The sequence below is a fragment of the Pokkaliibacter plantistimulans genome, assembly GCF_003194385.1.
Taxonomy (GTDB): domain Bacteria; phylum Pseudomonadota; class Gammaproteobacteria; order Pseudomonadales; family Balneatricaceae; genus Pokkaliibacter; species Pokkaliibacter plantistimulans.
This window is the reverse complement of record NZ_LAPT01000067.1, coordinates 42260-54610: the sequence shown is the minus strand read 5'-3', so window position 1 is coordinate 54610 and position 12351 is coordinate 42260. Positions and strand designations below refer to the sequence as shown.

General features: G+C 59.1%; 10 protein-coding genes. 7 read left to right on the top strand and 3 right to left on the bottom strand.

Annotation, left to right across the window (positions count from 1 at the left end; genetic code table 11):
* Nucleotides 1-260 precede the first annotated feature (260 nt).
* The 7 genes from WH50_RS14075 to WH50_RS14045 all read left to right on the top strand — a co-directional run bounded on the left by WH50_RS14075 (nt 261) and on the right by WH50_RS14045 (nt 8269).
* A complete protein-coding gene (locus WH50_RS14075; RefSeq protein WP_110187874.1) occupies nt 261-1403 on the top strand; it encodes an ABC transporter ATP-binding protein in 1143 nt (380 codons plus the stop codon).
* Between the two features lie 24 nt (nt 1404-1427).
* Nucleotides 1428-2768 carry an ABC transporter substrate-binding protein gene (locus WH50_RS14070; protein WP_110187873.1) on the top strand — a complete coding sequence of 447 codons (1341 nt, stop codon included), beginning with the start codon at nt 1428-1430 and terminating at the stop codon, nt 2766-2768.
* Nucleotides 2769-2868: 100 nt separating this feature from the next.
* On the top strand, nt 2869-3723 hold the full coding sequence (locus tag WH50_RS14065; RefSeq protein ID WP_104152676.1) for an ABC transporter permease: 855 nt from the start codon (nt 2869-2871) through the stop codon (nt 3721-3723).
* Nucleotides 3724-3725: 2 nt separating this feature from the next.
* The gene (locus WH50_RS14060; protein ID WP_104152677.1) at nt 3726-4553 is read left to right on the top strand and encodes an ABC transporter permease; all 828 of its coding nucleotides are present in this window, start codon (nt 3726-3728) and stop codon (nt 4551-4553) included.
* 54 nt (nt 4554-4607) lie between these two features.
* Nucleotides 4608-5363 (top strand): aspartate/glutamate racemase family protein, encoded by a 756-nt coding sequence (locus tag WH50_RS14055; RefSeq protein WP_243410113.1) that lies wholly within the window; start codon nt 4608-4610, stop codon nt 5361-5363.
* 184 nt (nt 5364-5547) lie between these two features.
* Nucleotides 5548-7719, top strand: coding sequence for a catalase/peroxidase HPI (gene katG / locus WH50_RS14050; RefSeq protein ID WP_110187872.1), 2172 nt, complete (start codon nt 5548-5550; stop codon nt 7717-7719).
* A 139-nt stretch (nt 7720-7858) separates the two neighbouring features.
* Nucleotides 7859-8269, top strand: coding sequence for an STY0301 family protein (locus WH50_RS14045; RefSeq protein ID WP_110187871.1), 411 nt, complete (start codon nt 7859-7861; stop codon nt 8267-8269).
* 141 nt (nt 8270-8410) lie between these two features.
* Here the strand turns inward: WH50_RS14045 and WH50_RS14040 are convergent, their stop codons facing one another.
* The 3 genes from WH50_RS14040 to WH50_RS14030 all read right to left on the bottom strand — a co-directional run bounded on the left by WH50_RS14040 (nt 8411) and on the right by WH50_RS14030 (nt 12309).
* Nucleotides 8411-10027 carry a methyl-accepting chemotaxis protein gene (locus tag WH50_RS14040; protein WP_110187870.1) on the bottom strand — a complete coding sequence of 539 codons (1617 nt, stop codon included), beginning with the start codon at nt 10025-10027 and terminating at the stop codon, nt 8411-8413.
* Nucleotides 10028-10195: 168 nt separating this feature from the next.
* The gene (locus WH50_RS14035) at nt 10196-11017 is read right to left on the bottom strand and encodes an HDOD domain-containing protein (RefSeq protein WP_110187869.1); all 822 of its coding nucleotides are present in this window, start codon (nt 11015-11017) and stop codon (nt 10196-10198) included.
* A 113-nt stretch (nt 11018-11130) separates the two neighbouring features.
* Entirely contained in the window at nt 11131-12309 is a 1179-nt protein-coding gene (locus WH50_RS14030; protein WP_110187868.1) for an osmoprotectant NAGGN system M42 family peptidase, read from the bottom strand.
* Nucleotides 12310-12351: the final 42 nt, after the last annotated feature.

Sequence of the window (12351 nt, the reverse complement as noted above, 5' to 3'; positions counted from 1 at the left end):
CAGTTTTGTGCTGCCTACGCCCAACTTTGGGTCAGTTATCTAAACCATTCGGCTCATAAAATCAGCATTCTGAGCCTTTTGATTCAGCCTTCAGGATCCTCTGATGATCTTTTTGCAGTGCGAATAAAGCGCTGAATTTACATATAAAACCGGTCTTCCAAGACCTCCTGCAGAGGAAACAGAATCCACTGCGGTGAATTTGTGGCATATAGATTGCTAACAATAAAAATATAATTGTTAGCAATCTGTGGAATGCCGCCATGTCGGGAAAAGGTTTAGTCGAGCTCGTCTCCGTTCATAAATCCTACGGGAACCGCCCTGCCGTCACGGACGTGAACCTGCGCATTCCCAGCGGCGCATACTGCTGCCTGCTTGGCCCCAGCGGCTGTGGTAAAAGCACCACACTGCGCATGCTGGCAGGTCATGAGGCGGTGACCGAGGGCGACATCCTGATGGACAACCGCAACGTCACGCTGTTGTCTCCCACCCAGCGTGGCACCGCCATGATGTTCCAGAACTATGCCCTGTTCCCGCATATGAACTGCCTCGACAACGTCGCCTTCGGCCTGCGTATCGGCGGCATGAAAACCGCAGAGCGCCATGCCCGTGCCCGCGAACTGCTGGCGCTGGTGAATATGCAGGATTACGCCCAGTCATTCCCCGATCAGCTGTCAGGCGGCCAGCAACAGCGTGTAGCTCTGGCCCGTGCGCTGATTACCGAGCCGGATGTGGTACTGCTCGACGAGCCGCTGTCAGCCCTTGACCCCTTCCTGCGCATCAAGATGCGCAAGGAGCTGAAGTCCATTCAGCAGAAACTCGGTCTGACCTTTATTCACGTCACCCACTCGCAGGAAGAAGCCTTTGCGCTGGCCGATCTGGCGGTAGTGATGGAAGGTGGCCGTATTCAGCAGATCGCCGAGCCTCGTGAGCTGTTTGAACAGCCCGCCACGCCCTTTGTGGCGCAGTTCATCGGCGGCCATAACCTGCTGACGGCGCAGCCCGGCGCACGTCAGAACGATCAGGTACAGCTGCATTTCGATCCGCAGGGTTCAGGCTGGATCGACAGCCACCGTCTGCCTGCCGGACAAGGCGAGCTGTCCTTTTCAGTGCGCTGCGATCACATCGACCTGCAACCGGGTCAGCACCCGGCGGCAGCGGGTCAGTTCGCAGTGACCGCCAGCATCAGTGATATCGAGTTCCAGGGCCAGTTCATCTATGTCGAGTGCACAACCAGCACCGGCAACACCCTGATGGCCTATCTGCCCGACCGTCATTTTGGTCAGCTGCCACTGCATGCGGGTGATCTGGTCACCCTCAGCTGGTCAGCGCAGCACCTCAATCTGTTTCAACCGCAGCACCTCAACTCAACCGCCCAAGTCGCGCAACCCGCTATGGCGATCTAACCAATCATCTTTGGAGAAAGCGTTATGACCCAGCAGTACGACGAAGCCACTACCCCAGCCGCAGCTTCTGCCGAGGCGGACACCAGCAATAGCAGCCTGATCAGCCGCCGCAGCCTGATCAAGGGTGCCGGTGCGCTGTCAGCGGTTGCCGTGGGCTCCGGAGCCATCACCGGCTTCCCCATGATTTGGGCACAGAACATCAAGAACGTGACGCTGCGTCAGTTCGGTACCGGGGTTTCCAACCTCAACGACATCGCCAAGAAGGCCAAGGAAGATCTGGGCATCAATCTGGAGCTGACCGCACTGGATTCCGATGCCGTCGCCCAGCGCGCCGTGACCCAGCCCAACTCCTATGACATCGCTGACATCGAATACTGGATCTGCAAGAAGGTCTTCCCGGCAGGCGTCATGCAGCCGATGAATGTCGAACGGATGAAGAACTTCAGCAAGATTTCGCCGCTGTTCATCAACGGCAAGCTGACCCCCGACTCGAAAATTGCTCAGGGCACAGCGCCCCATACCGTTGGCTTCGTCGAATCAGCCGACAGCAAGACCTTCGCCAAGGAACCCACCCAGTGGATGACCCTGATCCCCACCATTTACAACGCCGATACCCTGGGTATCCGTCCTGATCTGGTCGGCCGTGACATCACCACCTGGGCCGACATCATGGACCCGGCGTTCAAGGGCAAGGCGTCCATCCTCAACATTCCTGCCATCGGCATCATGGATGCGGCGATGATTGCCGAAGCCATGGGCAAGGTCAGCTACGGCGACAAGGGCAACATGACCAAGGAGGAGATCGACAAGACCATCGGCCTGCTGATGGAAGCCAAGAAAGCCAGTCAGTTCCGCGCGTTCTGGAAGTCCTTCGATGAGTCGGTCAACCTGATGGCCTCCGGTGAAGTTGTCATTCAGTCCATGTGGTCTCCCGCCGTGGCCGCGGTCCGCAGCCGTGGTATCGCCTGTAAATATCAGCCGCTGAAAGAAGGCTATCGCGCCTGGGGCGGCGGTCTGGGTCTGGCCAAGCACCTGACCGGTCTGGAGCTGGATGCCGCCTACGAATATATCGACTGGTATCTGTCTGGCTGGGTCGGTGCCTACCTCAACCGTCAGGGCTACTACAGCGCCGCGCCGGAAACAGCCAAGAACTTCATGAGCGCCGATGAATGGGGTTACTGGATGGAAGGTAAAGCGGCGGCAGGCGACATTCTCAGCCCCGAAGGCAAGGTCATGGAAAAAGCCGGTGCCGTGCGCGATGGCGGCTCCTACGCCGAGCGCATGGGCCACGTGGCCTGCTGGAACTCGGTCATGGACGAGAACAAGTACATGGTCCGCAAGTGGAACGAATTTATCGTTTCCTGATGATGGCATCGCGTCATCACCGTTAGCCGGGCGAGCCCGCACGTGCCCTCCACGGTGCGGGCTGGCCCGGCCCCATGCCGTATTCTGCAAGGATTTACCGATGAACAGAGGCCTTCTTTCCGTCAGCCATTTGCAGGCCCTGCCGCTCAGCCTGACGCTGTTGATGTTTCTGGTGTTTCCCATCGCCGTGATCATCATCGTCAGCTTCTGGGACTATGACTCCTACCAACTGATTCCGGGTTTTATCCTCGATAACTACCAGTATCTGCTGACCTCATCGGTGACCTGGCAGGCGTATCTGAACACTTTCAAATACGCCATCAGTACCTGGCTGATCACGCTGGTGCTGGGCTTCAGTATCGCCTACTACCTGGCGTTCCATATTCGCACGACCCGGATGCAGACCCTGCTGTTCATGCTCTGCACCATCCCTTTCTTTACCTCCAACATCATTCGCATGATTTCCTGGATTCCGCTGCTGGGCCGCAACGGTATGGTCAACAGCTTCCTGCTGAGCACCGGACTGATCGAGCAGCCGCTGGAATTCCTGCTGTACAGCGACTTCTCCATCATCCTGGCCTATGTGCATCTCTACACCCTGTTCATGGTGACGCCTATCTTCAACACCATGATGCGTATTGACCGTCGCCTGATCGAGGCCGCCCGCGATGCCGGGGCGGCGCCCTGGCAGATCCTGCTGATGGTGATCGTGCCGCTGTGCAAGTCCGGCATTCTGATCGGCAGCATCTTTGTGCTGACCATGGTGATGGGCGACTTCGTTACCGTCAGCATTATGGGCGGAGGCCTGCATGCCTCGGTGGGGCTGATCATCAAGAACGAGATTTCCCTGCTGCAATACCCGGCCGCCGCCGCCAGTGCCGTGGTACTGCTGATCACCGTGCTGATCATGCTGATGGTGATGTTCCGTCTGGTCGATATTCGCAAGGAGCTGTGATCATGGCCCGTACCACTGGCAACCGCCGCCCCAGGAGCTTCTACTGGCTGACTGCCCTGTTTGCCCTGTTCATGCTGTTTCTCTACGGCCCGACCCTGACCATTGGCATCCTGTCGTTTCAGGGGCCGAACGGCGGCCTGACCTTTCCGATGAACGGCGTCTCGCTGTACTGGTTCCACAACCTGTTTACCGAACAGCAGGTGGGTGACTTCGGTGGCTCCTTCACCCGCTCGCTGCTGCTGGGCGTCGGCGTCATGCTCTGCACCACGGTCTTTTCGCTGCTGGCAGGCTTTGCCTACCGGCGCCGGTTTGCAGGCTCCAACACCCTGTTCTATCTGACCCTGGCCAGCCTGATCATTCCTTCGATCCTGATCAGCCTCGGTATCGGCCTGATGTTTGACCGCCTCGGCTGGGCGCCGCACTGGTACAGCTCGGCCTTCGGTGCCCACCTGACCTGGACCCTGCCGTTCGGGCTACTGATCATGTTTGCCGTGTTCAACCGCTTCAATCCCTCCTTTGAAGCAGCCGCCCGTGATCTTGGTGCCAGCCACTGGCAGACCGTGCGACTGATCGTGCTGCCGCTGATTGCACCGAGCCTGCTGGGGGTAGCGCTGTTTGGCCTGACGCTGTCCTACGATGAATTTGCCCGCACCCTGATGGTGTCCGGCAGCTTCAATACCCTGCCGCTGGAGCTGTTCGGCATGACCACTAACGTCACCACGCCGGTGCTCTATGCGCTCGGCACCCTGACCACGGTGTTCTCCTTTGCGGTGATCACCTTGATCGTGGTGCTGATGTCGGTCAGCCGCCAGCGTCAGCAACATCACTGAGCAGGCGCTCCGGTCACACCTTGCCAACAAAACTTGCCCGGCAATCGTCAGCGGATGGCACTGCCGCCGCTGACCCTGCTTGCCAGCCACCTTCGTCGCCAGATCAGAGCCATCATGAAAATACAGGTCATCAATCCCAACGCATCGGCGTCCATGACGGCGATGCTGGCCCAGCAGTGCCAGGCCATCATTAACCCGGGGACCGAGCTGCAGGTACGCTGCCTGCCGGACTCCGTCGCCAGTATCGAAGGCGCCTGCGACGGCGTACAGGCCGCTTACCACCTGCTGGACGCCGTCCGTCAGGGCGAAGCCGAAGGGGTGCAGGGTTACATCATCGCCTGCTTCGATGACACCGGGCTGGATGCCGCCCGTGAGCTGGCCAGCGGGCCGGTGCTGGGGATTGGTGAAGCCGCCATGCACGCCGCCAGCATGCTCAGTGTGCGTTACTCGGTGCTGACTACCCTGCCCCGCTCTATCCACATCATTGAGCGCAATATGCGCAGCTACGGCGTCGACCGCCGCTGTGCGGGCGTCCACGCCGCTGATATTCCGGTGCTGTCGCTGGAATCAGATCCCGGCAGTTATGGCCGTCTGCGCAAGCTCGGCAAGCAGCTGCTGGAGCAGGACCGCAGCGAATGTCTGGTGATGGGCTGTGCCGGCATGGCGCAATGGGCCAAAGCACTGCAGAACGATCTTGGTGTACCGGTGATTGACGGGGTGCAGGTCGCCCTGAAATGGGTGGAAGGTCTGGTGCAGCTGGGTCTGGGCAGCAGCAAGCTGATCAGCTATCAGGCGCCCCGGCTGAAATAATCTTTAAACCTGACTATCAAGCTAGGTTATTTCAATAGCTCGTCACTATGAAACGAATTGGGTCAGTCAATTGGGCAAGCTGACCCGGCCCTACTAGTATTCTTTCCGTTGTCTCATTCCTGACAGGCCGCTGAAATCTGTCTGCTTTTGCAAAGGCCTGCACATCCTGCTTTGGAGAGAATAAATGACGTCCAACGGAAACAGCGGCGGCAAGTGCCCCGTAATGCATGGCGGTATGACCAGCACCGGCAAATCAGTCATGGACTGGTGGCCGGAAGCGCTGAACCTCGACATCCTGCATCAGCACGATACCAAGACCAATCCCCTCGGCGCCGACTTCAACTACCGTGAAGAACTGAAGAAGCTGGACGTTGACGCCCTGAAAGCAGACCTGCGCGCCCTGATCAATACCAGCCAGGACTGGTGGCCCGCTGACTGGGGTAGCTATGTCGGCATGATGGCCCGTGTGACCTGGCACGCTGCCGGCTCCTACCGTACCTCTGATGGCCGCGGCGGCGCCAACACCGGCAACCAGCGTTTTGCGCCACTGAATTCCTGGCCCGATAACGTCAACACCGACAAGGGCCGCCGCCTGCTGTGGCCGATCAAGAAGAAATACGGCAACAAGATTTCCTGGGCGGATCTGATCGCGCTGGCGGGCACCATCGCCTATGAAGTTGCCGGTCTCAAGACCTACGGTTTCGCCTTTGGCCGTGAAGACATCTGGCACCCCGAGAAAGACACTTACTGGGGTGATGAAAAGCAATGGCTGGCGCCAAGCGACAGTCGTTATGGCGACGTGACCAAGCCTGCCACCCTGGATAATCCACTGGCCGCCGTGCAGATGGGCCTGATCTACGTGAATCCGGAAGGCGTCAACGGCAAGTCTGACCCGCTGGCGACCGCAGCACAGATGCGCGAAACCTTCTCCCGCATGGGCATGAATGATGAAGAAACCGTCGCCCTGACCGCCGGTGGCCACACCATCGGCAAGTGCCATGGCAACGGCAACCCGGCCAATCTGAGCGCTGACCCGGAAGCCGCCGCCCCCGAATATCAGGGCCTCGGCTGGATGAACACTCAGGGCCGTGGTATTGGCCGCGACACCGTGGTGTCAGGTCTGGAAGGTGCCTGGACCACCGAACCCACCAAGTGGGACAACGGCTACCTGAAAATGCTGTTCGGACACGACTGGCATCTGGTGAAAAGCCCTGCCGGTGCGACCCAGTGGGAACCAGTCAGCATTGCCGAAGCAGACAAGCCGGTCGATGTGGAAGACCCGTCGATCCGTCTCAATCCGATGATGACCGACGCCGACATGGCGCTGAAAGTGGACCCGATCTACCGCGATATCGCGCTGAAATTCAAAGACGATCAGGACTACTTCTCCGAAGTGTTTGCCCGTGCCTGGTTCAAACTGACCCACCGCGACATGGGGCCGAAGTCCCGTTATGTCGGCCCGGACGCACCGCAGGAAGATTTGCTGTGGCAAGACCCGGTGCCTGCCGGTAGCAGCAGCTACGATGTAGCCGCTGTGAAAGCCCGGATTGCTGCTTCTGGCCTCAGCATCAGTGAACTGGTCGCTACCGCCTGGGACAGCGCCCGCACCTTCCGTGGTTCTGACTACCGCGGTGGTGCCAACGGTGCACGCATCCGTCTGGCGCCGCAGAAAGACTGGGAAGGCAACGAGCCTGCACGCCTGAGCAAGGTACTGGCCGTGCTGGAGCAGATCGCTGCCGTCAGCGGTGCCAGCGTCGCTGATGTCATCGTGCTGGGTGGTAACGTGGGTATCGAACAGGCGGCCAAAGCTGCCGGTTTTGATGTCAGCGTGCCCTTTACTGCAGGCCGTGGTGATGCCTCGGCAGAGCAGACCGATGCCGAGTCCTTTGCCGTACTGGAGCCGCTGTCCGATGGCTTCCGTAACTGGCAGAAGAAGGATTACGTTGTCCATCCCGAGGAGATGATGCTGGATCGTGCCCAGCTGCTGGGCCTGACCGCCAGTGAAATGACCGTGCTGGTCGGCGGCATGCGGGTACTGGGAGCCAACTACGGTGGCAGCGTCCACGGCGTATTCACTGATCGCGTCGGTGCCCTGACCAACGACTTCTTCGTCAACCTGACCGATATGAACTACAGCTGGAAGCCCACCGGTCGCAACAGCTACAACATCTGTGAACGCGCTTCCGGTGCCGTCAAGTGGACCGCCAGCCGCGCCGATCTGGTGTTTGGCTCCAACTCCATCCTGCGCGCCTACGCCGAGGTGTACGCTCAGGATGACAATCAGGAGAAGTTCGTGAAGGACTTTATCGCCGCCTGGACCAAGGTGATGAACGCTGATCGCTTCGATCTGCTGTAATTACCCGCCAGCCTGAACGTGCTCCCACGCCGGTGAACAGGTTCAGACAAGATACCTACAGCCCGCGCAGCCACCCTGCCCGGGCTGTTTTTGTTCTATCCTGCTGAGCGGAATACCGCGCACAGGAGAGAGAACAGGGATGAGCATCCGGAATCATGCAGGCGTCGTCGCCATCCTGCTCAGCAGCGTTACGGCTCATACGGCCACGGCCACCGCCAGTGACTGGCAATGCCCACCGCAGATCAGCGCAACACCACTGGTCAGCAGCCAGCAGCCCGGCTTGCAGGTGTTACTTAGCAGCGGTCAGCGCTCGCTGGACCGGGTTGGTATTTTTCTCGGCCCGCTCAACGCGCTGGCGGCGCAGGTGCCCGATCAGAGCGAGAATAAGGAAGGCATGGCCATCGATAGCTGGCAGTTGCCTCGCACTGCTGGTGACCACTATCTGGTGGGCTGCAGCTATACCGATACTTCGGCGATGCTGTACAAGGCCCTGCCTGACAGCAGGCCCGCTATCAGCTCACTCCCACCGGAAAGCGTCAGCGGCTGCTGAGTATGACCTGCGAGTAGTACATGACCTGCGAGTAGTGTAAGCACAGCAAAATGTGCGCTGGCAGTAACGAGTGCCAGCGCAGAAACGACAACGCCCGTGCGGGCAACCCGCACGGGCGTTGTGATACCGAGGGCCGTGTGATCAGGCTTTGAAGATACTGACCGCGTCACCCAGCTCGCGAGCATGGTCTTTCAGATCAGCGGAGGCGCTGACGGTCTTGTCCACCGCATCCTGATTGCTGCCGGTCATGGTGGCAATCATCTCAATCCGCTGGGTCATATCACCCATGGCGGCCTGCTGCTGTTGCAGGGCAACCACGATCCCCTGCACATGCTGGTTGATCTGCACGGTATTGTCGCGAATGCCACCAATCGCCTGACTGGTTACATCGGTCTGCGCCACGCCACGACGTGAGGCTTCCACACTCTGCTCCATCACTTTCACCACCTGCTCCATACCCTGACGGATGGTGTCGATCTGGCTGGAGATTTCGACCGTGGCCGAGCCGGTCCGCCCTGCAAGGCTACGTACTTCATCCGCTACGACCGCAAAGCCGCGGCCCGTTTCCCCGGCACGGGCTGCTTCGATAGCCGCATTCAGTGCCAGCAGGTTGGTCTGGTCGGCAATTTCATGGATGGTACGGGTGATGCTGGCAATCTCATCGGTCTGACGATTAAGGGCGTGCACCTTCTCAGCGGCGTTGCCGATATAGTCAGCGATGGAACGGATATCCGAGGTCGAGGTGCGGATCACCTGTTCACATTCGTTGATAGTGTGCTGGGCTTCTTCGGTCTGACGGCCCACCACAGATACTTCATGGCTCAGCTGCTCGATGCCCTGGAACATTTCCTCAGCGGTGACCGACATGGCGCGGGTCGCTTCATTCTGCGAGTGCACGCTGTGCTGCATGGCCTGTGAGGCGTCAGACAGATGCTCAGAGCTGTCCTGCACTTCCCGTGACAGGCTGCGAATATTGCCGGTGACGCTTTTCAGCTGATCCTGCATCTGTTCCAGCGCCGCCAGCAGGCTGCCCGGCGTGCCGGAAATTCGCTGGCTCAGATCACCGGCAGCGATACGATGCGCCAGTGTGACCGCCTGCGCAGGCTCGCCACCGAGAATGCCGAACACTCGGCGATAGAGCACTACCGCGCCTACCAGCAGAATCAGGCTCAAGGCCGCCACTAAGCCAACGATCATGTTACGCAGATCGCGCAGATCACTCAGGTTATCTGCCGCCAGTGATGCGGTCCGCTCTTTTACCTGACTCGCCAACACCTGTAGCTGTTCAGACAGTGCCAGCGCTCGATCATCAAAGCCGCCACCGGGCTGTTTCATTAGCGCGTTACCGGCGTCGCGACCTTGCTCAATATAGGCAGTCGCCATCCGCTTGCCGATGGCAAAGTACTGACCGGCCAGCTCACGGGTGCGCGACACGCTAGCTGCAAATTCAGGGCGCAGCTGAGCGATCTCATCCAGATTCTTCTGCAGCGCCTGAAAGTGCTCCTCGGCATCATCGAAACCGGCGCGGTCACCGGTGGCACTGGCATCCGTCAGAAACTGCTGGACCTGTACCACGTTAAAACGAGCATCATCGATATTGGCGGTCAAACCACCGGTCATAACGTGCTCAACCTCGTCTTCAGCAATTGAGCTGCTGAGGCTGAAATGGCTGACCAGCGCCAGCGCCAGCAACAACGCAATCATGATGGCATTAAAGCCGAGCAGTACCGGCTTGAGTTGAGATTTCGTGGGCAACATGAGCGCGTCCTTGTTCAAAAAATGAACACATCTATATTACCTGGGGATACTAGGGAGAGCGACGAATGACGTCAATCATGACTTTTTAACAAACCATCGATTGACTGATGTTGAACAAAAACTGGCAGGAAAAGTGGACCCGGACGGGCCCACTGTGCAGGAACGGGATTAGCTCAGCAAGGCATCAATATCATCTTCTTCGGACTTGAGGGTGGTCCAGTCGTCGAACACCTTGCTCAGGTCCAGATTGAGTTTCTTGGCCAGCTCCATGGGGAAGTGCGCCATCTGCTCTTCTTCGCTCTGACCTTTCTTGTCGCACTCATTGATATAGGTGGCGATATAGATCAGCGCGGCATAGGGAGAGAAACCGCCCTCCATCGGCCTGATCTGACCGCGGATGGCTTCCTGAATCTCTTCGGGGAATTTCCAGCGCCGGGCCAGCTCGACACCGACGTCGGCATAGTGATAGCCCAGCATGTTTTCCTGCAGTTCAACGCGGTTGCCACCGTGCGCGACCAGCGTATCAATCTTGCTGGCCTTGTCGGGTTCACCCATGTGAATCAGCAGCTCACCGATGGAATGCATCATCCCGCAGGTGAAGGCCACTTCGCGGTCCACCTTGGCGTGCTTGCCGAGCATCTTGCACAGGCTGGCGACGTTGAAGGTGTCCTTCCAGAACTGGCGCTTGTCGAGACCGGGCACATCCACGAAAGCCGAGGTCATCCCCGAGGCAGTGACCAGCGTACGCAGCTGAGAGATACCCAGCAGCACGACGGCATTGCTGATGGAAGCGATCTTGCGGCCAACGCCATAACGGGCAGAGTTGGCCAGACGTAATACCTTGGCAGCAAAAGCCTGATCCTTGGCGATCTTGTTTGCGATTTCGTCGGCGTTGGCCTTGTCCGATCCAAAACTTTCCGTCAGCTCCTGCACCACTTTGGGGATGCTGGGCAGGTTGTATACGTTGTTGAATAGTGATTCTACCGACATGACCCGTCTCCTTAGCCTTTTGTCACCTCGCCGGGCGCAGAGCCAGCAGCCCTGCCCGATTGACTCAGTATAGGCCAGATACTCAACTAACCAAGAGACGGCGGCGGAATCCCTTACGTTGTTGGCGTCAGAATCACTGCCTCCGGCCGCTCCCGCGGCATCGCCTGTGGCGCCTGCTCGGTAATCTTGGCGGCAAACTCCTGCAGCGGCACGTCCTGCTTGCGATCCGCCTTCCAGGCCAGATCACTGAGCAGGTAAGCGCTCATCAGCCGGGCACAGGATTCCAGCGCATGCAGATGGGTACGTTCGTAGCCGTGGGTGGCATCGGTGCCGAAAGTGATCAGTGCCGGGCGGATATCATGGCCTGCCTGCACCGCCGACACCGCATCACTGTAATAGAAGCGGAACACGTCACGCTGCCAGGGAATATCGTGGCGTCGGCACAAATCGATCAGGTGATGGCTGAGGTGGTAATCAAACGGCCCGCTGGAATCCTTCATCGCCACCGTCACCCCGGTTTCGCGGGCGTTCTGGCCACTGGCGACCGGGCCGATGTCGATACCGACAAATTCGGTGACATCATCATCCAGCGCATGGCCCGCACCGGAGCCGACCTCCTCCGACAGGGTAAACAGCACTTCGGTGGTCAGCCGTGGCCTGAGCTGATGGCGCTGCATGGCTTCAAGGGTGGCCAGCAGGGAGGCAGCACCGGCCTTGTTATCCAGATGACGGGAAATGATAAAGCCGGTCTCGGTAATCTCCGGATGCGCATCAAACGCCACGAAATCACCGACTTCCAGCCCGGCCGCGCGCACATCATCGGCACTCTGCACCGCCACATCCAGCCGCACTTCCACCTGATCCCAGTTGACCGGCTGAGTATCGATGGCCTCGTTGAAAGCATGTCCGGCAGCCATCAGCGGCAGCACCGTACCGCGGTACTGGATACGCTCACCGAACAGGGTCACCCGGCCGCCTTCGGCAAAGCGGCTGGACCAGTGGCCAATAGGCGTAATAGCCAGCCGGCCATTTGGCTTGATCTCGCGCACCATGGCGCCAATGGTGTCGAGGTGGGTGACCAGTGCCCGTTTCGGCCCTTTTACTTCACCGGGCAGGGTCGCGCACAGGGTGCCACGGCGGCTGAGGGTATAGCCGACTCCCAGCTCCTCCAGACAGCGGCCGACGTAATAGACGATGCTGTCGGTGAAACCGGTGGGTGAGGGAATCGCCAGCATATCGAGCAGGCGACGGGTCAGGTACTGGGTATCGATGGCAGGTAACTTGGGTAGCATGGGCATGTCCTCTGGTCAGTCTGCACGGGCACGCAGCCCGTG